The sequence below is a fragment of the Mesorhizobium sp. BR-1-1-10 genome (genome assembly GCF_020165595.1).
Taxonomy (GTDB): domain Bacteria; phylum Pseudomonadota; class Alphaproteobacteria; order Rhizobiales; family Rhizobiaceae; genus Mesorhizobium; species Mesorhizobium australicum.
The window spans coordinates 487,137-506,356 of record NZ_JAIUIL010000005.1 but is presented as its reverse complement, the minus strand read 5'-3'; the positions used below and the strand labels follow the sequence as shown (position 1 = coordinate 506,356).

Below are 19,220 nucleotides of genomic sequence, written 5' to 3'. Positions count from 1 at the left end.
TCCCGTTGCGCGATGCGGCAAGACAGGCCAAGGTGACCTGAAAACCATCGCCTAGAGCCGGATGATTTCAGGTCCGTTCGATCTGAAATCCGAATCCGTCTCTTTCGGCGTCATGCTCCAGGGAGACATCAAGCATGGCCGGAACTTTCGTCATCGCGCAGGGCGGCGGCCCGACCGCCGTCATCAACCAGACGGTCGTGGGCGCCGCGCTGGAGATCCGCAGGCGCCATCCCGGTGCCAAGGTGCTGGGCTCCTTGCACGGTGTGCGTGGCATCCGTGACGGCAACTATGTCGACCTCTCCGCCATCCCCGAGGACCGGCTGCGGCTGATCGCCGGGACGCCGAGCGCTGCCCTCGGGTCGACGCGCGACAAGCCGGATGCCGCCTATTGCGAGGTCATCCTGAAGGGCCTGCAGAAGGCGGGCGCCGACGCTTTCATCTATATCGGCGGCAACGACACCTCGGGCACGCAGCAGATCCTGACCGATGCCGCCGGCGGCAAGATCGCTTTCGTCCATGCGCCGAAGACCATCGACAACGATCTCGAGGAAAACGACCATACGCCGGGCTTCATGTCCGCGGCCGAATTCGTCGCTGGCGCCTTCCTGTCCGTCGATCTCGATTTTCGCGCGCTTCCTGGCATCTATGTCGGCATCGTCATGGGCCGCCATGCCGGCTTCCTGACCGCGGCGTCGGCGGCCTGGCAGCTCGATTCCGACAGCGGCCCGCATCTGGTCTACGTCCCGGAGCGGCCGTTCTCCGCCGCCGGTTTCATCGACGACGTGCGCGCCACCCTCGACCGCCACAAGCGCTGCATCGTCGCCGTGTCGGAAGGCGTCAGCACCGCCGACGGCAAGGCACTGGTCGAAAGCCTGGTGCCGGCGGACAAGCTCGAGCGCGACCAGCACGGCAACGTCAAACTCTCGGGCAGCGACCTGCCGGCGGCGCTCGAACGGGCATTGGCCGAGGGGCTGCCGGGCAAGCGTGCCCGCGTCGACGCACTCGGCTACATGCCGCGCGGCTATGTCGGCTCCATCAGCCCGGTCGATGCGCAGGAGGCCTTCGATGCCGGCGCCTTTGCCGTCGGCGTCGCCGAACAGGGCGGCGGCTCGGTGGCGTTGCAATATGATGGCAGCAAGATAGTGCTGAAGAAGGTGCCGCTGAAGAACGTCGCCGGCAAGACCCGTCACATGCCCGACGATTTCATGAAGCCCGACGCCAACCAGCTGTCCGAGGCCGGCATGGCCTATCTCAAGCGGCTGGTGCCGGAAAAATACAAGGTCGGAAAGCCGTTCGTCTGATGCCGGGTTCGCTTGATGCCCGGCTCACACTTGATGCCCAGGCTCATCCTGATGGATAACTGGTTCTCCAGGCGCATCGTCGACGGCAGGACGACGATGCTGACCGAGCCGTTCGTGCACGACTATGTGCGCGCCAATATCTGGCATTTCACCGGCCGCGACGCCGACCTTCTGGTCGACACCGGGATGGGCATCTGTCCGCTGGCGCCGGAGATAAAGACGGCCGAAGGCAAGCCGCTTCTGGTCGTCGCCACCCATATCCACCTCGACCATGTCGGCTCGCTGCACGAATTTCCGCTGCGGGCCGGGCCAAGGATGAGCGCAGCGCAATTCGAGAGCATGGATGAGGCCGCGACTTACGCCTACATGTTCCACGATCTCGAGGGGGCCGTTTCGAAATTGCCGGCGCCTGGCTGGAAGTCGGCCGACTATGCGATAGCGCCGGCACCGTTGACGCGTATGCTCGACGAAGGCGACGTGGTCGATCTAGGCGACCGCCGGTTTCGGGTGCTGCATCTCCCCGGACATTCGCCGGATTCGATCGCGCTTTTCGATGAGACCGACGGCCTGTTTTTCAGCGGCGACGCCATCTATGACGACACGCTGATCGACGATTTGCCGGATTCCGACCGGGAGGCCTATCGCAACACGATGCGCCGGCTGCTCGACCTGCCGATCAGGATCGGCCATGGCGGCCACGGCCCGAGCTTCGACGGCGGGCGCATGCGCGAAATCGCGTCGGCCTATCTGCGATCCGTAAGCGCACTCTGAATTAAATCTTCGTAAGGTCGGGCTAAAACCCTAAATCGCGCGGATCGGCGCCCTAGATAGTTGTTGTCGATCCGGCCGGCTGCCATGCGTGGCGAGGCAGGCAACCCGGGCCGTCGGCACGCTGACGGGCACTTCTCCCAGGAAGACCCGCGGCGCGGATCAACCCCTCGCCCGGACAGAACGACCATGTCAAACCTGAGCATTCTTCGTAGGCATCGCATCGCCGCCCTGCTGGGCGCCGCGCTGCTGGTTTCTCCCTTTGTCGTCTCATTCGCCGACAGCGCGAACGGCGTCGGCACGGGCAACACGGTTGCAACGACGCAGACCCCCGTTGCCGGGACCACGGCCCCGAGCGGTTCGTTGGCGCCGATCGTGGCCACGACCAAGCCGGCCGTCGTGACCGTGACCACGGTCATGAAAGGACAGCCGGAAGCAATGAACGAAGCGTCGCCCTTCGATGGCGCCTCGCCCTTCGACGATTATTTCCGCCAGTTCTTCGGCGATCAGGGCATGCCCGCTCCCAAGACGCCTCCGCAACAGCGGTTGCCGCGGGCCGAAGCGCTCGGTTCGGGCTTCATCGTCGGTGCCGACGGCACCATCGTCACCAACAACCATGTCGTCGACGGCGCTTCCTCGATAAAGGTCACGCTCGACGACGGCACGGAGCTCCCGGCCAAGCTGGTCGGTCACGATGCCAAGAACGACCTCGCCGTGCTGAAGATCAACGCCGGCAAGTCGTTGCCAACCGTGAAGTGGGGCGACTCCGACAAGCTCATGACAGGCGACCAGGTGCTGGCGATCGGCAATCCGTTCGGCATCGGCACCACGGTAACAGCCGGTATCGTCTCGGCGCGTGGCCGCGACCTGCATAGCGGGCCCTTCGACGATTTCATCCAGATCGACGCGCCGATCAATCACGGCAATTCCGGCGGCCCGCTGGTGGACGTCAATGGGAATGTCGTCGGCATCAACACGGCGATCTATTCGCCCAATGGCGGCAGCGTCGGTGTCGGTTTCGCCATTCCGTCGGACCAGGCCGAGAAGGTGGTCGCCAAGCTGATGAAGGGCGGCAACATCGAATACGGCTATCTCGGCGTCGAGATCCAGCCCGTCACCCCGGATGTGGCAAGCGCCATCGGGCTGGACCGTCCCAGCGGTGCCTTGGTCTCGCAGGTCAATGACGGCTCGCCCGCGGCCAAGGCCGGCGTCGAGACCGGCGACGTCATCACCGGCTTCGCCGGGCAGGACGTCAAGGATCCCAAGGACCTGTCACGAGCCGTCGCCGACGTCGCGCCGGGTGCCAAGGAGAGACTGGATGTCTGGCGCAAGGGCAAGGCCATGCAGATCTCGGTGGAGGTCGGACGCAACAGCGACGATGTGAAAACGGCGTCTACGGATGACTCCAGCGCGCCGGGCACCGAACAGGGTTCCCGCGTGCCGGCCGTCGGCCTTGGCTTGATGGATATCACGCCGGACATCCGCCAGCAGATGAACCTGCCCGAGAACGAGCACGGCGCGGTGGTTGCGAGCGTCAATCCCGACAAGCCGGCAGCGACTGCCGGCATCCAGCCGGGCGATGTCATCGTCGCCGTCAACCAGGCTCCGGTGAAGAGCGCCAGGCAGGTGACCCAAGCGATTGCCCAAGCCGGCAAATCCGGACGCAAATCGGTGCTGCTTCTGGTGGAGCGTGGCGACACCCAGATCTATGTCGCCGTGCCGTTCGCCAATGGCTGACACATAAACAGCGGCGTGGCGGGCTTGTGGAGCGCCCGCCACCCCCAGTCTACCGGCTACAACTTGCGCAGCGCCACTTCCTCGATCAGGTGGTCGGCGCCCTTGCGCAGGATCAAGTCGGCGCGGGCACGCGTCGGCAGGATGTTTTCGCGCAGGTTCTTCAGGTTGATGTTGGTCCACAGGCCCTCGGCGATCGCCTTGGCCGCATCCTCCGACAGCTGCGAATAGCGGTGGAAGAAGGAGTCCGGATCGCGGAAGGCGGTTTCGCGCAGCCGCATGAAGCGGGAAATATACCAATTGTGGATCAGCTTCTCGTCGGCGTCGATATAGATGGCGAAGTCGAAGAAGTCCGACAGGAAGGGCACGATCTTGCCGTCCTGCGGCAGCTTGCCCGGCTGCAGCACGTTGATGCCTTCGAAGATCAGGATGTCGGGCCGGTCGATGGTGACGAACTCGCCGGGGATGACGTCATAGGTAAGGTGCGAATAGACCGGCGCGCGGACATCGGGCAACGCCGACTTGATGCCTGAGAGGAAACGCAGCAGCGCGCCGACATCGTAGCTGTCGGGGAAACCCTTGCGCTCCATCAGGTTTTCGCGGCGCAGCACCTCGTTGGGCAGCAGAAAACCGTCCGTGGTGATGAGGTCGACCTTCGGGCTTGAGGGCCACCGCGCTAGCAATTCCTTCAGCACGCGCGCCGTGGTCGATTTGCCGACCGCGACAGAACCGGCAATGCCGATGATGAAAGGCGTTTTGGCCACGTCGGCGGCGTTGAAGAAAGCCTGGCGCTGCCGGAACAGAAGCTGGCTCGCCTCGACATGCGCCGACAAAAGCCGCGACAAGGACAGATAGATGCGCTTGACCTCTTCGAGGTCGACCGGGTCGTTGAGCGAACGCAGGCGGCGGAACTCGTCCTCGCTCAGCGTCAGCGGCGTATCGGCGCGGAACCGCGACCATTGCTCGGCCGAGAAGAAGCGAAACGGAGAATATTTCTCGGTTGGCGCGAGCTGATCCATCGAGATACCTGCCCTTCCTCCCGATCAGCCCTTGGGCCGCGACGCCTTCTCGGCGATGCCCGAACGCCCGGTACGGGCTTCGAGCTCCTTGAGCACGTCGTTCAACGGGACACCCGAGATGCCGAGAACGACAAGCCAATGATATATAAGATCGGCGCTTTCGGAAACGAGGCCCTGTTTGTCGCCCTTGACGGCGGCGATCACGGTCTCGACCGCCTCCTCGCCGAGTTTCTGCGCCGCCTTGTCGATGCCCCGGGCGTAAAGCTTGGCCGTCCACGAATCCGGATCGCCGGAATGGGCGCGGTCGCTGACGATTTTTTCCAGGTAGGAGAGCGAAAACTCGGCCATGTCGATCTATCTTCTTGTTTAAACCGGGTTTTTCCCGAAAGCCGGCTTCGGGAGCATGCTCTAGGACCTGTTGCCCAGCGAGTCCAGCCGCATCGGCAGGCCGGCCTTGGCCATATGCGCCTTGGCTTCGGCGATGGTGTAGGTGCCGAAATGGAAGATGGACGCCGCCAGCACAGCACCCGCATGGCCGTCGCGAATGCCTTCGACCATGTGGTCGAGCGTGCCGACGCCACCCGAAGCGATGACCGGCGCGCGCACCGCGTCCGACACCGCGCGGGTCAGCGCGATGTCGTAGCCGGCCTTGGTGCCGTCGCGGTCCATCGAGGTCAACAGGATCTCGCCGGCGCCGAGATCGACCATTTTCCGCGCGAATTCCACGGCGTCGATGCCGGTCTTCTCGCGCCCGCCATGGGTGAAGATCTCCCAGCGGTCGGCCTCGCCGGGGCCGGAGATTTTCTTGGCGTCGATGGCGACGACGACGCATTGGTTGCCGAACTTGTCGGCGGCTTCGGCGACGAAATCCGGGTTCTTCACCGCCGCCGTGTTGATCGAGACCTTGTCGGCCCCGGCCAGCAGCAATTTTCGGATGTCGGCCACCTGGCGCACGCCGCCGCCGACGGTCAGCGGCATGAAGCATTGTTCCGCGGTGCGGGCGATGACGTCGAAGATGGTCTCGCGATTGTCCGACGAGGCGGTGATGTCGAGAAAGCAGAGTTCGTCGGCGCCGGCGGCATCATAGGCCTTGGCGGCCTCCACGGGATCGCCGGCGTCGATGAGGTCGACGAAATTGACGCCCTTGACGACACGGCCGTCCTTGACGTCGAGGCAAGGGATGACGCGGGCCTTCAGCATCAGCGGCCCTCTATCGTGGCAAGCAGATCGTTGAGCAGCTGGCCGACCAGCGGCGGCACATCGGCCTGCGCATCGAAGGCCGGATCGTAAGCGGAAACGGTGATGCCGACGACCGGCACCGCAAGCGCCATGGCGCAGGCCGCGTCGCGCAGCTGCTCCGGGTTCGGTCCGCCCGATGTGACGTAGCGGTTGGCCTGCAGCGCCTTGGGGTCGTGCACGTCGAGATCGAGATGCATGTGCACGCTGTTGGCGCCGGCGGCCTTCAGTTTTTCCGTCGCTTGCGCCACGCCTGGACATTCCGTCCGGATGACAGGCAATGTTTCGAGAAGGTTTTCCTCCGCCGGATCGAGATCGCGGGCGTTGAGGAGCACGCAGCGCGCGGGATCGATCGGCCTGAAGCCGGGAATGGCGGCCGCCATCGGACGCCAGCACAGGCCGAGCACCGTCGACAGCGCCATGCCGTCGAGAAAGCCGTAGACGGAGGTCTCGGGCGTGTTGAGGTCGCCATGCTGGTCTGCCCAGATGATCGCGTCGGCGCCTTCGCCGGCGACCGCGCCGGCTGACGTCAGGCAGTTTCCGGCCAGCACGATGGGAAACCGCCCCCTGTCGCGGGCCATGCGGACCTCGCCCGAGACGGCGTTGCAGACGGCAAAACCCGTGGCGATCTCGCGCTCCTGGCCGTCGCCGACCCTGCCGATATCCTCGACCGTGACGTCGTGGCCGGCAAGGGTCAGGGCATCGACGAGCCCGCCCGATATCAGCGCGTCCGGTCCCTGGCCCATGCCGCCATGATAGTGGCCGCTGTCATAGGGGGCCAGGATGAGCGAAACCTTCACGACCGCGTCTCCATCGCCGGCCGGCCCCGCAGGATGGCCAGCGCCTCTGTGGGATCGATGCGGCCGTCATAGAGGGCACGGCCCGAGATCGCGCCTTCGAGTTTTTTCGCATCGGGCATGGTCATGCGCACGATGTCGGCGATCGAAGCCAACCCGCCCGAGGCGATGACCGGGATCGACACCGCGTCGGCGAGGTCGATGGTGGCGTCCCAGTTGATGCCGGTCAGCACGCCGTCGCGGTCGATGTCGGTATAGATGATGGCGGCGACGCCGGCGCCTTCGAATTTCCTCGCCAGTTCGATGACGCCGAGGCTCGAGGCTTCCGCCCAGCCTTCGACCGCCACCTTGCCGCCCTTGGCATCGATGCCGACGGCGACCTTGCCCGGAAATGCCTTGCAGGCCTGCCTGACCAGATCGGGATCGCGCACCGCCACCGTGCCGAGGATGACGCGGGCCAGTCCACGGTCTAGCCAGTCCTCGATCTGCTCCAGCGTGCGAATGCCGCCGCCGAGCTGCACCGGGTTCTTGGTCGCCTTCAGGATGGCCCCGACCGCGGCGCTGTTGACGCTCTGGCCCTGGAAGGCGCCGTTGAGGTCGACGACATGCAGCCACTCGAAGCCCTGCCCTTCAAAGGCTTTTGCCTGCGCGGCGGGGTCGTCATTGTAGATCGTCGCGGTCGCCATATCGCCGTGCTTCAGCCGCACGCATTGGCCGTCCTTGAGGTCGATGGCTGGAAACAGGATCACTCAGGCACCCTCGACGATCGCGAAATGTCCGGTCGAAGCCGCCAGCCTGTTCTGCAACGCTGTCTGGTAGGCTGGCGATCGATAGCAGCTGAGCGCGGTTTCATAAGAGTCGAACTCGACCACCACCTGCCTGTCAAATTCCGATCCTTCGGGATTGGTCACTTGTCCGCCGCGCACAAGATAGCGGCCTCCGAAAGACGAAACCGCGTCGCCGATGGCGTCGCGGTAACGCTGATACCCTTCCGGATCTGTCACCGTCAGCATTACCATCCAGTAGCCCTTCTTGCTCATGGTTCAGGGCCTCCAGCGCAGGAAATTGGTGATCAGCGCCAGGCCCAGCGCCTGGCTCTTCTCAGGATGGAACTGCGTGCCAGCGAGATTGTCACGGGCGACCGTGGCCGTCACCGGGCCCCCATAGTCGGCGACCGCGAGGATCTCGTCCGGTTTTTTTGCGTCGAGATGGTAGGAGTGGACGAAATAGGCATGCAGTCCCGCCGCGCCGGTCGGAATGCCGGAGAACAATGGGTGCTTATGCCTCAATTCGATCGTGTTCCAGCCGATCTGCGGGATCTTCAGCGCCGGATCGGAAGGCGTGATCTCCTTGACGTCGCCCGATATCCAGCCGAACCCGTTGGTGACGGTCTTTTCGAGGCCGCGCTCGGACATCAGCTGCATGCCGACGCAAATTCCCAGGAAAGGCCGGCCCTTGGCGATGGCGACGTCCTCGACCGCCTCCCACATGCCGTCCACGGCACGCAGGCCGGCCGCGCAATCGGCGTAAGCGCCGACGCCGGGCAGGACGATGCGGTCCGCGGTGCGCACCCGGTCGGCATCGGCCGTCAGGTCGATCTCGGCCGCGATGCCGGCCTCGCGCGCGGCGCGCTCGAAGGCCTTGGTGGCCGAGCGCAGATTGCCCGAACCGTAATCGATGATCGCAACCCGCATCTCAGCGCCGTCCCGGAATGTGGGTCAGCCCCAGCGCCATGCCTGGCTGTGCCGGGCGCGCCAAAGCGGCATCTGGGACGATGCGCGGCGCGGGTGCCGCTTTATCCGAAAGCCCTTCGACCTCAAGGGCATAGCGCATGTCGGCGTCGGCGAGCCAGCCGGCCTCGACGACGCCCCACTCATGCCAACCGCGGCGGCGCAGTGCCGCGATGCGCAAGCCCTGTCCTTCCAGTCCGACATAGAGCGAGACGAGCAGCGACAAAAGCGAGCCGGCCACACCGAGCCCAAGTCTCTCGCCAAGCATCGACAGCACGCCCATGACGACAAAGGCGAGCGCCGCTTCGACCCACATCCGGTGCCAGGCAAGCCACAGCGGCGGCACAAGCAGGCCGAGCCAGGTGAAGCCGTCGCGGACTAAGGTCGTCGTGTCGACGTTCTCGCTGCGGCCAGGTGGCTCCATCACGACATAGGCGGTCATGAGGCTATCCCTTCAAAGAACCCTTGGTGGAGGGAACCGCGTCAGGCTGGCGCGGATCGCGCTCGAGCGCGGCGCGCAGCGCGCGCGCCACCGCCTTGAAGCAGGTCTCGGCGATATGATGGTTGTTGGCGCCATAATGGTTGGTGACATGCAGCGTGATGCCGGCGTTCTGCGCCAGCGCCTGGAAGAATTCGCGCACCAGTTCGGTGTCGAAGGTGCCGATCTTGGGCGACGAGAACGACACGTTCCAGACCAGGAAGGGGCGGCCCGACACGTCGATCGCCGCGCGCGTCAGCGTCTCGTCCATGGCAAGGTCGATCGAGGCGTAGCGCATGATGCCGCGCCGCTCGCCCAACGCCTTGGTCAAGGCCTGCCCGAGCGCGATGCCGGTGTCCTCGACCGTGTGGTGGTCGTCTATATGCAGGTCGCCCGTTGCTCTGACGGTCATGTCGATCAGGGAATGGCGGGAAAGCTGGTCCAGCATATGGTCGAAGAAGCCGACGCCGGTGGCGATGTCCGATTTGCCAAAGCCGTCGACATGGATCGACACCGAGATGTCGGTTTCCCCAGTCTTGCGGCTTGCATCGGCGGAACGAGGCGCCATCACTCTATCCTTGTGCCAGTGGTTCAGATCGTGACCGGTTCACGGGCCTCAAGCGCTCGCTGGCTTGAAAACGAGAGCCTTCTAGCAGCATGATCCGGCGATTGCCAGTTGCGATCCCGGCCGCTATCGAGCGGTTTGCAATCATTGGCCCCGTGCATACATATGGCCGATCAAGTCACTCGTACCGCGCCAAATCGCCTTTTGAAGGGATGGTGCGAATCGGAGCCAAGAAATGTCCAATGAATTGACCATGCACGCCACGACCATCGTGACGGTGCGCAAGGGCAACAAGGTGGTGATCGCCGGCGACGGCCAGGTCAGCCTGGGCCAGACCATCATGAAGGGCAATGCCCGCAAGGTGCGCCGCATCGGCAAGGGCGGCAATGTGATTGCCGGTTTCGCGGGCGCCACCGCCGACGCCTTCACGCTGCTGGAACGCCTCGAAGCCAAGCTCGAACAATATCCCGACCAACTGACGCGCGCCTGCGTCGAGCTCGCCAAGGACTGGCGCACCGACCGCTATCTGCGCCGGCTGGAGGCGATGATGCTGGTCGCCGACAAGTCGGTCTCGCTGGCGCTGACCGGCAATGGCGATGTGCTGGAACCAGAACATGGCGTCATGGCCATCGGTTCGGGCGGCAATTATGCGCTGGCCGCGGCGCGCGCGCTGATGGATACGGACAAGGATGCCGAGGAGATCGCCCGCAGGGCGATGCAGATCGCGTCCGATATCTGCGTCTACACCAACAACAATTTCGTCGTCGAAACGCTCGATGCCGCCTGAACCAGACCATGACCCCGCAAGGTGGGAACCGGTTTTCGGAAAAGATCATGGTCAAACAAGAAAGTAGCTACGATTTTCGGCCGGTGACCAAAAAGGACCTGCCGATGATCGCCGGCTGGCTCGCCGAGCCGCATGTTGCAGAATGGTGGGATGATCCTGAGACGGAAATCGCGGAGATTGCCGATCACATAGACTCGATTTCCGTCGAGCCGCTGATCGTTGAGCTCGACGGAAAGCCGATCGCCTATCTGCAGAGCTATGACCCGCACATGGAAGACGGCCATCCCTATGCCGATCAGCCGTTCGGCACGCTGGGCATCGATGTCTCGATCGGCCGGCCGGAACTGATCGGCATCGGCCATGGCTCGGCCATCGTGCGTCAGTTCGTCGAAGACCTGTTCGAGGAAGGCGTGCCGCGTGTCATCATCGATCCCGACCCCGCCAATCTCAGGGCCATCCGCGCCTATGAAAAGGCGGGTTTCCGGGCCATTGATCGCAGGCAGTCAATCTATGGCGACGTCGTGCTGATGGCGATCGATGCCGAAGACGCGCAAGAGGGGTAATCCAGGGCATGGTCATATCCAGCGAGGACAAGGGCCTTTCGGCCTACGAGGACAGCTGGCGGATGGGGTTGCTGATCGTCGCCGGCCTGCTCGTCGCCCAGGCTCTCACGCTCTATCTGATGGGCCATCCGCCGATCTGCACCTGCGGCTACGTCAAGCTGTGGCATGGCGTGGTGAACAGTTCGGAGAATTCCCAGCACATTTCGGACTGGTACACCTTCTCGCACATCATCCACGGCTTCCTGTTCTATGCGCTGGCCCGGTTCCTGTTCCCGCGCTCGCCGATCGGCTTGCGGCTGGCATTCGCCGTCCTCGTCGAGGGCGGCTGGGAAATCCTCGAAAACAGCCCGTTCATCATCGAGCGCTACCGCGCCGGCACCATTTCGCTCGATTATTACGGCGACTCGATCATCAATTCGGTGTCCGACACACTGGCCATGGTGCTGGGATTTGTGATGGCGCGAAGGCTACCTATATGGGTGATCGTTAGCCTCGCCATCCTCTTCGAACTGGGTACCGGCTACCTTATCCGGGACAATCTTACACTCAACGTGATCATGCTGCTGCATCCGTTCGAGGCCATCAAGCAGTGGCAAAGTGGAATTTAGTGATATGAGCACATTTTCTCCCCGCGAAATCGTTTCGGAACTCGACCGCTTCATCATCGGCCAGAAGGACGCCAAGCGCGCCGTGGCCATTGCCTTGCGCAACCGCTGGCGCCGCCAGCAGCTCGAAGGCCAGATGCGCGAAGAGGTGATGCCGAAGAACATCCTGATGATCGGCCCGACCGGCGTCGGCAAGACCGAGATCTCGCGCCGCCTGGCGCGGCTGGCCGGCGCGCCGTTCGTCAAGGTCGAGGCGACCAAGTTCACCGAAGTCGGCTATGTCGGCCGCGACGTCGAGCAGATCATCCGTGACCTGGTCGAAATCGCCATCGGGCTGGTGCGCGAAAAGATGCGCGAGGACGTGAAGGCACGCGCCCATGTCAACGCCGAGGAACGCGTGCTGGAAGCGCTGGTCGGCAAGACGGCGAGCCCGGCGACGCGCGATAGTTTCCGCAAGAAGCTGCGCGACGGCGAACTCGACGACAAGGAAATCGAAATCGAGGTGGCCGACACCGGCAATGGCGGCATGCCCGGCTTCGAAATTCCCGGCATGCCGGGCGCCAATATCGGCGTGCTCAACATCAACGACATGCTGTCGAAGGCAATGGGCGGCAAGAAGACCAAGCTGCGCAAGACGACGGTGAAGGAATCCTACGACCTGCTGGTCAGCGACGAGTCCGACAAGTTGCTCGACCAGGACGAGGTGGTGCGCCGGGCTCTGGACGCAGCGGAAAATGACGGCATCGTCTTCCTCGACGAGATCGACAAGATTGCCGCCAGGTCGGACATTTCGGGCGGCCCGTCGCGCGAAGGCGTGCAGCGCGACCTGCTGCCGCTGGTCGAGGGCACCACGGTGGCGACCAAATACGGGCCGTTGAAGACGGACCATATCCTGTTCATCGCCTCGGGCGCGTTTCACGTCTCGAAACCGTCGGACCTGTTGCCGGAATTGCAGGGCCGCCTGCCAATCCGCGTCGAACTGCGTGCGCTGGAGAAGGACGATTTCGTCCGCATCCTGACCGAGACCGAGGCGAGCCTGATCAAGCAGTATATCGCGCTGATGAAAACCGAGGGCGTCGAGCTGACCTTCACCGACGACGCCATCGATTCGCTGGCCGGCGTCGCCGTCGACCTCAATGCCAGCATCGAGAATATCGGCGCGCGGCGGCTGCAGACGGTGATGGAGCGGGTGCTGGACGAGATCTCCTACGATGCGCCCGACCGCAACGGCACGGCCGTCACCATCGACGCCGCCTATGTGCAGAAGCATGTCGGAGACCTCTCCAGAAACACCGATCTGTCGCGGTTCATCCTCTGAACGAAGACGCCGGAGCGGTCCGGCGCGGCATCGAGTAACAACTCCGGCAGGAGCCATGTGTGGCCAGATGGTACCATCTGGCCACCTTTCGTCTCGCCGGATGAAGAGGCGCTCTCGACTCGACCAGGTGCTTTACCTAGTTTGCGCGGCAATTCTCTAGGCGGCGGCGCATGAAAAAACTCATCCTGGTCATTCTCGGCTTGACGCTGGCGGCGACGCTGTTCGCCGCCGACGCGGCGACATTGGTGCCGCCGGGAAACCGCAATGCCGAGCAGCCCGACATTCCCGGCGCCTCCAGCCGCCGCACCCAGGCGACCAACACCAGCTTCCAGGCGAAGTATCGCAAGGTCTACGCGCTGTTGCAGAACGACCCCGACCTGCGCGGCAAGATCAAGAAGGCGGCAAGCGCCTATGGCATCGACCCGATGCACATCGTCGGCGCCATCGTTGGCGAGCACACCTACAATGTCGACGCCTATGACCGGCTGCAGACCTATTATGTCAAGGCGATCTCCTACCTCTCGAGCAAGCTCTCCTTCGCCTATGATGGCGAGGACATTACCGATTTCGTGCAGCGGCCGGAATTCAGGAAGTGCGCCGCGATTTCGGACAGCTACGATCTGTGGGAATGCCGTGAACAGGTTTGGAACCGCTCGTTTCGCGGCAAGACCGTCGGCGGCGAGGATTTCCCCGACAACCGGTTCGGCGCCACCTTCTTCCAGCCCTATTATGCCGGCCAGACCTTCGGCCTCGGCCAGCTCAACCCGCTGACCGCCCTGCAGATGAGCGATCTCGTGCACAAGGTGTCGGGCTTGCCGAAGCTCGACGTCTCCGATCCCAATTCGGTCTACAAGACCATCATGGATCCGGACCTGACGCTCCCTTACGTCGCCGCGACGATCAGGAAGTCGATCGACGCCTATAAGAGCATCGCCGGCTTCGACATTTCGGGCAATCCGGGCCTGACCGCCACGCTCTACAATGTCGGCAATCCGGAACAGCGCGCCTATGCGCTGAAGGCGGAAAACGAAAAACGCCGCGCCACCGGCGAGCCGGAGAAGCTGCCGGAAGAGAATTATTACGGCTGGCTGGTCAACGACAAATTGCCGGAGCTGAAGGCGCTGTTTTAGGGCGGACCCGGCGCGCTGACGTTGATTTGCCAAAGCCGCGCCGCCCCTCATTGTCCTGCCGGACATTTCTCCCCGTGTAGTGACGGGGAGAAAGACGCTGTCATCAATGATTTCGCCAATCGGTGCATGAATTGCGGCGAGGTTGCCATAGCCCCCTTCTCCCCGTTCTACGGGGAGAAGATGCCGGCAGGCAGATGAGGGGCGGCGCCGACATCCACAAGGTGCACGACCCCTATGCCGCCAGCAACGCCTTCAGCTTGACTTCAGGCGATCCCAGCGCGTCCGCCGACGGTTTTGCCCGCTTCGCGATCAGCATCTCGGCCAGCCTGATGTCGCGCGCCACCGCATTGCCCGGGCCGATGCCGCTGGCCGCCACCAGCCTGCCGTCCTCGGCCAGATGAAAGAGGATGAAGGCGCCGTCACCGAGATCGCGGCGCACGGTGCTACGGCCTTCGTCGGATAATCCCGCGATCTGCAGGGACAGGCCATACTGATCCGACCAGAACCACGGCACCGCGGCATGCGGCTCGCCGGCGCCCAGCATGTTCCTGGCCGCCAGTGCGCCCTGTTCCTGCGCGTTGCGCCAGGCTTCCAGCCGCACGCGGCGGCCGCCATAGATGGCAAGCGGGAACGAGCAGCAGTCGCCGGCGGCGAAGATGTCGGGATCGCTGCTGCGCAGTTCTGCGTCGACCGCGATGCCGTTTTCGATGGCCAGGCCGGCCCCCGCCGCCAGTCCGGTCACCGGCACGGCGCCGATGCCGATCACGGCGAGGTCGGCAATGATCTCCCGGCCGCCGGCGAGCGTCACCCGCACCTCCTTGCCGTCGTCGGCGACGGCGGAGATGCCTTCCCCACAGATCACGTCGACACCCTCGGCGACATGCGCGTCATGGGTGATTTCGGCGATCTCGGCCGGAACGCCGCGCATCAGGATGCGCGACTGCGCCTCGATGACGGTGACATCTGCGCCGAGCTTGCGCGCCGCCGCGGCAAGCTCGAGGCCGATGAAGCCGCCGCCGATGACGGCGATGCGATTGCCGGCGCTGAGATGAGCGCGGATGGCCAGCGCATCGGCGAAGGTCCTGAGATAGACGCAGCGCCCGCCAAGGCCAGGCATCGGCAGCTTGCGTGGGGTCGAGCCAGTGGCCAGCAGCAGCTTGTCGTAGGGCAGCACCGAGCCGTCGGACAGGCGCACCGTGTGCGCCGCGCGATCGATCGCGATCGCCTGAACGGAATGGATATGCCGGATCGCTTTTCCCGCCAGGATTTCGTCGCTGGCAATCGCCTTGATTGCAGGCGCGTCGCTGGCCATCGCCTCCTTGGACAGAGGTGGCCTCTCATAGGGCAGATGCGGCTCGTCGCCGACCAGCGTCACCGGCCCGTCATAGCCGAGATCGCGCAGCGTCAGTGCTGCCCGTCCGCCGCATTCGCCGGCCCCGATGATCACCATTCCCGGCGTCATGCCCTTTACCCGATCTGAACCAGCACTTTGCCGGCGTCGACCTTGACCGGATAGGTCCTTAGGTTGACGCAGACCGGCGCGCCCCTGGCCGCGCCCGTCTTGTAGTTGAAGCGGCCATTGTGCTTGGGGCATTCGATGATGTCGTCCATCACCAGCCCGTCGGCGAGATGCACCTTCTCATGCGTGCAAAGTCCGTCGGTGGCGAAATAATCGTCGTCAGGGCTGCGATAGATGGCGAAGGTACGCCCGCCATGATCGAAGCGCATCACATCTTCTTCGTCGATGTCACCGGCGGCACAGGCCTCGACCCAATCGCTCATTCAGTCCTCCCCTGGAGTTGTCGGATGTCATTCCGCCGCCGCGGCGACGATGTCGTTGTGGAATTCCTCGCGGTACGGCCTGGCGGTCGGCGGCAGCTCGCGCTTGAGGAAATAATCCTCGTTGCGCAGCTGGCGGCGGAAGGCCGGGATCATCTCGCGGTAACCGGCCAGGATCGAGGGCGTCGGCGCCGGCAAATCGTGCTTGATCAGCGCGTGCAGCCTGGGCAGCGCATGGTAGGGCACCATCGGGAACATGTGATGCTCGATATGGTAATTCATGTTCCAGTAGATGAAGCGGCTGATCGGGTTCATGTAGACGGTACGGCTGTTCAGCCGATGATCGGTGACGTTGTCGGCAAGGCCGCCATGCTGCAGCAGGCCGACCATCACATGATGCCAGGCGCCGTAGAGCCGGGGCAGGCCGACCAGCATCAAAGGCAGGAACGACCCGGTATAGAGTGCCAGCGCGATAGTCGCTGCATAGATCGCCGTCCAGATGCGGGCAATATGGATCGCCTTGGGCTGCTCCTGTTCGGGAATGAAGGTTTTTTCCGCAGCGCTGATGTTGCCTGCGGCGTTGCGCAGCATGTCCGACATCGCGTGCCAGGCGTCGAGCACGCCGACAAAACCGAGGAAGAGGCGCGCCAGGTCCGGCGGCCGCATCACCGAGATCTCGGGATCGCGGCCGACGATGATGGTGTCGGTGTGATGGCGCGTGTGGCTCCAGCGCCAGGTCACCGGGTTGCGCATGATCATGAAGCAGGCGATCTGATAGACCGCGTCATTCATCCACTGCGTGCGAAACGCGGTTCCATGGCCGCATTCGTGCCAGCGTGAATCGGTCGACGAGCCGTAGAGCACGCCATAGACGAAGAAGAACGGCACGCACCACCAGCTGCCCCAGAACCAGGCACCGCCGGCGCCGCTGACGATGAGGGCGGTCAGCCAGATCGCGGTGTCGCGGATCGCCGGGCCATCGGAGCGCTGCATCAGCTCCTTCATCTGCTTGCGGGGAATATCGGTGTGATACCACTCGGCGGCCGACAGGCCGTTCTCGACGGCAAGCCGGGCGTCGCGGCCGATCAGGCTGTAGTCACGCCGTGACGGCGCTGCGGTCATGATTGCCTCCCAAGGCAACGGGCTCGATACCCAGAATAACGCCGCGCCATGATAGACTCAACATCACAAAGATAGTTTCTATCATTTCCTATCAAAGTAAGGTATCGATATCAGGCAATCGAGCGAGGGCGATCATGGCGAAACGGCCGACCATCACTGATCTGGCGCGCGTCTCCGGCGTCAGTGTCGCCACGGTGGACCGCGTGCTCAACAATCGCTTGCCGGTACGCGAGGAAACGGCGCGCCGCGTCTACGAGACCGCGACCGAGATCGGCTATCATGCCGCCGGCCTGATCAAGCAGAGGATGCGCCACGAGCTGCCGGAATACCGGCTGGGCTTCCTGCTTTTGAGAGGCAACGACGTCTTCTACACGGAGTTCGCGCGGCAGCTCGAACTCGCGCTGTCGCAATCGCAGCGCTTCCGCGGCGTCGCCATCATCGACTTCGCCAGTTCGCTGACGCCGGATGAAATCGTCGAGCGCACGCGCAAGCTGGCGGCTAAATGCAGGGCGGTCGCCCTGGTCGGGCCCGATCACCCGGCGCTGACGGTCACCGTCGAGGAGATGAAGGCCAAGGGATTGCCGGTCTTTTCCCTGCTGTCCGACTTCGCGGCCGGCATTCGCGAGGGCTATGTCGGCCTTGACAACCGCAAGGTCGGCCGCACCGCGGCCTGGATGATCTCCAAGGCGGCGAAGCGGCCGGGCAAGGTTGCGCTCTTCGTCGGCAGCCACCGCTTCCACGGCCATGAACTGCGCGAGATCGGCTTCCGCTCCTTCTTCCGCGAGCAGGCGCCGGACTTCACCTTGCTGGAAACGCTGGTCAATCTCGAGGCCAACCAGATCACGCAGGACACGCTGCTCGACCTGCTCGGCCGCCACCCGGACCTCGTCGGCTGCTACGTCGCGGGCGGCGGCATGGAAGGCGCGGTCGCGGCGCTGCGGCAGGCCAGGCCCGCCGAGATGCCGGCGGTCGTCTGCAACGAGATATCGGCGGTCTCGCGGTCCGCCCTGGCGGACGGGGTGCTGACCATGGTGATCTCCACGCCGCTGGCTGCCTTGTGCCGCGAACTGCTCGGCCTCATGGCCCATGCCATCGAGACGGGCGCGGCCAACGCACCCGGCCAGACCTTCCTGCCGTTCGACATCTACCTGCCCGAGAACATCTAGCGAGCTTTGGCCTAAAGCATAGCGCCCGACCTGCATCCAAATTGACGCATTACCGATCGCTAATATATACATACCCAATGGACGGGGATGGGTTTGGGTACATCGCTTTTGGGAGCGACGAGCTCTATGCGCGTGGCGCGCTCTTCAGCGCGCTTCGCTTGCTTCACTATTGCCCGGGTGCCAGGATCACGGTGCTGACCGACCGACCCTCCATTTTCGACGGCTATCCCATCGAAGCCATCGAGCTCACGGCCCAGAGACAGACCGAGATGTCCTTCGGCAATCGATACAGATTTGGCATCAAGGCCGCCGGCATCATCGATCTGCTTCAACGTTGCGAGCGCCTGTTCTTCATGGATGCGGACATGTATCCGACCGGCGACATATCGCGCTGTTTCAACCGAATTTCAGCCTTGTCCTCGATAATGTGGCGGTGCGAAGGGCGCCCAAAGGCTCCCTATCGCTCGCTCGAAGGCGAGGGGCTCTCCATTGGAGGCCGCATCCTGATCGGAGATGAAACGATGTGGGCGAGCGGCGTCCTTGGCGTTCATCATCACAACATTCCGGCGCTGGAGCGAGCATACGCGGCCAGCGAGAAAGTCAGTGAAATCGTGCATTTGCACACCCCGGAACAATTCTGTACCGGCGTCGCGCTATCCCAGGATGGGCGAACGATCAGCCGCCACTGGCTGCCGATCCGCAACTACAGTACCAGGGGAAAGAAGCTCCATGCCCGAAGGCGAATTGGAGCTTTCTTCGATCTCAACGGCAAGCTCAGTGTCGAACGGCAGGTGAAGCAGGCGGCGTCGTGCAGGGTCTGGAGAGCGCCGCTCGACCTCTTGTTGCAGAGAGACATCTGGCATTTCTGAACGCCATGCCATCGCCCGCCGACGGCATCCAAGGAATGGACCCGGCGCGCAGACGCCGTCGGCTCCGCACCGCATTCCCGTGTCCGCCAAAATCGCACATCCGGTTCTGGAATCTCCCTTGACGCCTCCCGAGCAAATGGAATAAATATTTCACCAGTCACGTATTTTGGTTCTTTCGTTCCGGAACATCTGTTTCATCAAGAGGCCTTGGCGTTCCAGCAAACGGCAGGCGCAACCCGGGGAGAGAGACGGT

At 63.7% G+C, this 19,220-nt stretch carries 22 protein-coding genes; 10 read left to right on the top strand and 12 right to left on the bottom strand.

Annotation, left to right across the window (positions count from 1 at the left end; genetic code table 11):
• The first annotated feature begins 134 nt into the window (after nucleotides 1-134).
• The 3 genes from LB555_RS13970 (at nucleotide 135) to LB555_RS13960 (ending at nucleotide 3,806) form a co-directional block, all read left to right on the top strand.
• Nucleotides 135-1,301 carry a diphosphate--fructose-6-phosphate 1-phosphotransferase gene (locus LB555_RS13970; protein ID WP_015314592.1) on the top strand — a complete coding sequence of 389 codons (1,167 nt, stop codon included), beginning with the start codon at nucleotides 135-137 and terminating at the stop codon, nucleotides 1,299-1,301.
• A gap of 51 nt (nucleotides 1,302-1,352) precedes the next feature.
• Nucleotides 1,353-2,072, top strand: a complete 720-nt coding sequence (locus LB555_RS13965) for an MBL fold metallo-hydrolase (RefSeq protein ID WP_140620608.1) — start codon at nucleotides 1,353-1,355, stop codon at nucleotides 2,070-2,072.
• 186 nt (nucleotides 2,073-2,258) lie between these two features.
• Complete coding sequence (locus LB555_RS13960; RefSeq protein ID WP_015314590.1) at nucleotides 2,259-3,806, top strand: DegQ family serine endoprotease; 1,548 nt, start codon at nucleotides 2,259-2,261, stop codon at nucleotides 3,804-3,806.
• A gap of 56 nt (nucleotides 3,807-3,862) precedes the next feature.
• Here LB555_RS13960 and coaA read toward each other — a convergent pair whose 3' ends face one another.
• From coaA to hisB, 9 genes are read right to left on the bottom strand one after another with little or no spacing between them, the layout of a single operon-like run.
• Entirely contained in the window at nucleotides 3,863-4,822 is a 960-nt protein-coding gene (gene coaA / locus LB555_RS13955; RefSeq protein WP_140660227.1) for a type I pantothenate kinase, read from the bottom strand.
• Between the two features lie 24 nt (nucleotides 4,823-4,846).
• Nucleotides 4,847-5,170 carry a phosphoribosyl-ATP diphosphatase gene (locus tag LB555_RS13950; RefSeq protein WP_224683084.1) on the bottom strand — a complete coding sequence of 108 codons (324 nt, stop codon included), beginning with the start codon at nucleotides 5,168-5,170 and terminating at the stop codon, nucleotides 4,847-4,849.
• 60 nt (nucleotides 5,171-5,230) lie between these two features.
• Nucleotides 5,231-6,025: an imidazole glycerol phosphate synthase subunit HisF gene (gene hisF, locus LB555_RS13945; protein WP_224683104.1), complete on the bottom strand. Its 795-nt coding sequence runs from the start codon at nucleotides 6,023-6,025 to the stop codon at nucleotides 5,231-5,233.
• Nucleotides 6,022-6,858, bottom strand: coding sequence for an arginase family protein (locus tag LB555_RS13940; RefSeq protein ID WP_224683083.1), 837 nt, complete (start codon nucleotides 6,856-6,858; stop codon nucleotides 6,022-6,024). Before LB555_RS13940 ends, hisF begins: the two co-directional genes overlap by 4 nt.
• Nucleotides 6,855-7,604 (bottom strand): 1-(5-phosphoribosyl)-5-[(5-phosphoribosylamino)methylideneamino]imidazole-4-carboxamide isomerase, encoded by a 750-nt coding sequence (gene hisA, locus LB555_RS13935; RefSeq protein ID WP_015314585.1) that lies wholly within the window; start codon nucleotides 7,602-7,604, stop codon nucleotides 6,855-6,857. The genes LB555_RS13940 and hisA overlap by 4 nt, the downstream gene beginning before the upstream one ends.
• Nucleotides 7,605-7,895, bottom strand: coding sequence for a DUF1330 domain-containing protein (locus LB555_RS13930; RefSeq protein WP_015314584.1), 291 nt, complete (start codon nucleotides 7,893-7,895; stop codon nucleotides 7,605-7,607).
• Between the two features lie 3 nt (nucleotides 7,896-7,898).
• Nucleotides 7,899-8,549 (bottom strand): imidazole glycerol phosphate synthase subunit HisH, encoded by a 651-nt coding sequence (gene hisH, locus LB555_RS13925; RefSeq protein WP_015314583.1) that lies wholly within the window; start codon nucleotides 8,547-8,549, stop codon nucleotides 7,899-7,901.
• Between the two features lies 1 nt (nucleotide 8,550).
• Nucleotides 8,551-9,027 (bottom strand): DUF2628 domain-containing protein, encoded by a 477-nt coding sequence (locus tag LB555_RS13920; RefSeq protein ID WP_224683082.1) that lies wholly within the window; start codon nucleotides 9,025-9,027, stop codon nucleotides 8,551-8,553.
• A 4-nt stretch (nucleotides 9,028-9,031) separates the two neighbouring features.
• Nucleotides 9,032-9,631 carry an imidazoleglycerol-phosphate dehydratase HisB gene (gene hisB, locus LB555_RS13915; protein WP_140660220.1) on the bottom strand — a complete coding sequence of 200 codons (600 nt, stop codon included), beginning with the start codon at nucleotides 9,629-9,631 and terminating at the stop codon, nucleotides 9,032-9,034.
• 232 nt (nucleotides 9,632-9,863) lie between these two features.
• Here hisB and hslV point away from each other — a divergent pair, with 232 nt between their 5' ends.
• From hslV to LB555_RS13890, 5 genes are all read left to right on the top strand, one after another.
• Nucleotides 9,864-10,415, top strand: coding sequence for an ATP-dependent protease subunit HslV (gene hslV / locus LB555_RS13910; protein WP_015314580.1), 552 nt, complete (start codon nucleotides 9,864-9,866; stop codon nucleotides 10,413-10,415).
• Between the two features lie 47 nt (nucleotides 10,416-10,462).
• The gene (locus LB555_RS13905; RefSeq protein ID WP_140660219.1) at nucleotides 10,463-10,978 is read left to right on the top strand and encodes a GNAT family N-acetyltransferase; all 516 of its coding nucleotides are present in this window, start codon (nucleotides 10,463-10,465) and stop codon (nucleotides 10,976-10,978) included.
• 8 nt (nucleotides 10,979-10,986) lie between these two features.
• Nucleotides 10,987-11,586 carry a DUF2585 domain-containing protein gene (locus LB555_RS13900; protein ID WP_140719332.1) on the top strand — a complete coding sequence of 200 codons (600 nt, stop codon included), beginning with the start codon at nucleotides 10,987-10,989 and terminating at the stop codon, nucleotides 11,584-11,586.
• A gap of 4 nt (nucleotides 11,587-11,590) precedes the next feature.
• Nucleotides 11,591-12,901: an ATP-dependent protease ATPase subunit HslU gene (gene hslU, locus LB555_RS13895; protein WP_015314577.1), complete on the top strand. Its 1,311-nt coding sequence runs from the start codon at nucleotides 11,591-11,593 to the stop codon at nucleotides 12,899-12,901.
• A gap of 170 nt (nucleotides 12,902-13,071) precedes the next feature.
• Complete coding sequence (locus LB555_RS13890) at nucleotides 13,072-14,031, top strand: DUF1402 family protein (RefSeq protein WP_140660217.1); 960 nt, start codon at nucleotides 13,072-13,074, stop codon at nucleotides 14,029-14,031.
• Between the two features lie 232 nt (nucleotides 14,032-14,263).
• On the opposite strand, the gene LB555_RS13885 is transcribed toward LB555_RS13890, so the two are convergent.
• From LB555_RS13885 to LB555_RS13875, 3 genes are read right to left on the bottom strand one after another with little or no spacing between them, the layout of a single operon-like run.
• On the bottom strand, nucleotides 14,264-15,493 hold the full coding sequence (locus LB555_RS13885; protein ID WP_140620602.1) for an NAD(P)/FAD-dependent oxidoreductase: 1,230 nt from the start codon (nucleotides 15,491-15,493) through the stop codon (nucleotides 14,264-14,266).
• Between the two features lie 5 nt (nucleotides 15,494-15,498).
• Nucleotides 15,499-15,813: a MocE family 2Fe-2S type ferredoxin gene (locus LB555_RS13880; RefSeq protein WP_015314574.1), complete on the bottom strand. Its 315-nt coding sequence runs from the start codon at nucleotides 15,811-15,813 to the stop codon at nucleotides 15,499-15,501.
• Between the two features lie 27 nt (nucleotides 15,814-15,840).
• On the bottom strand, nucleotides 15,841-16,932 hold the full coding sequence (locus tag LB555_RS13875) for a fatty acid desaturase family protein (RefSeq protein ID WP_224683081.1): 1,092 nt from the start codon (nucleotides 16,930-16,932) through the stop codon (nucleotides 15,841-15,843).
• Between the two features lie 134 nt (nucleotides 16,933-17,066).
• Between LB555_RS13875 and LB555_RS13870 the strand changes: the two genes are divergently transcribed.
• The gene (locus LB555_RS13870; protein WP_140711836.1) at nucleotides 17,067-18,098 is read left to right on the top strand and encodes a LacI family DNA-binding transcriptional regulator; all 1,032 of its coding nucleotides are present in this window, start codon (nucleotides 17,067-17,069) and stop codon (nucleotides 18,096-18,098) included.
• Between the two features lie 191 nt (nucleotides 18,099-18,289).
• Nucleotides 18,290-18,967 carry a hypothetical protein gene (locus tag LB555_RS13865; RefSeq protein ID WP_224622821.1) on the top strand — a complete coding sequence of 226 codons (678 nt, stop codon included), beginning with the start codon at nucleotides 18,290-18,292 and terminating at the stop codon, nucleotides 18,965-18,967.
• The last annotated feature ends 253 nt before the right edge of the window (nucleotides 18,968-19,220 follow it).

Excerpts from the sequence above, each read along its gene's own strand:
- LB555_RS13880 (WP_015314574.1), bottom strand. The coding sequence starts at position 15,813 with ATGAGCGATTGGGTCGAGGCCTGTGCCGCCGGTGACATCGACGAAGAA.
- hisB (WP_140660220.1), bottom strand. The coding sequence starts at position 9,631 with ATGGCGCCTCGTTCCGCCGATGCAAGCCGCAAGACTGGGGAAACCGAC.
- hisH (WP_015314583.1), bottom strand. The coding sequence starts at position 8,549 with ATGCGGGTTGCGATCATCGATTACGGTTCGGGCAATCTGCGCTCGGCC.
- coaA (WP_140660227.1), bottom strand. The coding sequence starts at position 4,822 with ATGGATCAGCTCGCGCCAACCGAGAAATATTCTCCGTTTCGCTTCTTC.
- hslV (WP_015314580.1), top strand. The coding sequence starts at position 9,864 with ATGTCCAATGAATTGACCATGCACGCCACGACCATCGTGACGGTGCGC.
- LB555_RS13970 (WP_015314592.1), top strand. The coding sequence starts at position 135 with ATGGCCGGAACTTTCGTCATCGCGCAGGGCGGCGGCCCGACCGCCGTC.
- LB555_RS13870 (WP_140711836.1), top strand. The coding sequence starts at position 17,067 with ATGGCGAAACGGCCGACCATCACTGATCTGGCGCGCGTCTCCGGCGTC.
- hslU (WP_015314577.1), top strand. The coding sequence starts at position 11,591 with ATGAGCACATTTTCTCCCCGCGAAATCGTTTCGGAACTCGACCGCTTC.
- LB555_RS13875 (WP_224683081.1), bottom strand. The coding sequence starts at position 16,932 with ATGACCGCAGCGCCGTCACGGCGTGACTACAGCCTGATCGGCCGCGAC.
- LB555_RS13920 (WP_224683082.1), bottom strand. The coding sequence starts at position 9,027 with ATGACCGCCTATGTCGTGATGGAGCCACCTGGCCGCAGCGAGAACGTC.
- LB555_RS13960 (WP_015314590.1), top strand. The coding sequence starts at position 2,259 with ATGTCAAACCTGAGCATTCTTCGTAGGCATCGCATCGCCGCCCTGCTG.
- LB555_RS13890 (WP_140660217.1), top strand. The coding sequence starts at position 13,072 with ATGAAAAAACTCATCCTGGTCATTCTCGGCTTGACGCTGGCGGCGACG.
- LB555_RS13950 (WP_224683084.1), bottom strand. The coding sequence starts at position 5,170 with ATGGCCGAGTTTTCGCTCTCCTACCTGGAAAAAATCGTCAGCGACCGC.
- LB555_RS13965 (WP_140620608.1), top strand. The coding sequence starts at position 1,353 with ATGGATAACTGGTTCTCCAGGCGCATCGTCGACGGCAGGACGACGATG.
- LB555_RS13900 (WP_140719332.1), top strand. The coding sequence starts at position 10,987 with ATGGTCATATCCAGCGAGGACAAGGGCCTTTCGGCCTACGAGGACAGC.
- LB555_RS13930 (WP_015314584.1), bottom strand. The coding sequence starts at position 7,895 with ATGAGCAAGAAGGGCTACTGGATGGTAATGCTGACGGTGACAGATCCG.
- LB555_RS13905 (WP_140660219.1), top strand. The coding sequence starts at position 10,463 with ATGGTCAAACAAGAAAGTAGCTACGATTTTCGGCCGGTGACCAAAAAG.
- LB555_RS13885 (WP_140620602.1), bottom strand. The coding sequence starts at position 15,493 with ATGACGCCGGGAATGGTGATCATCGGGGCCGGCGAATGCGGCGGACGG.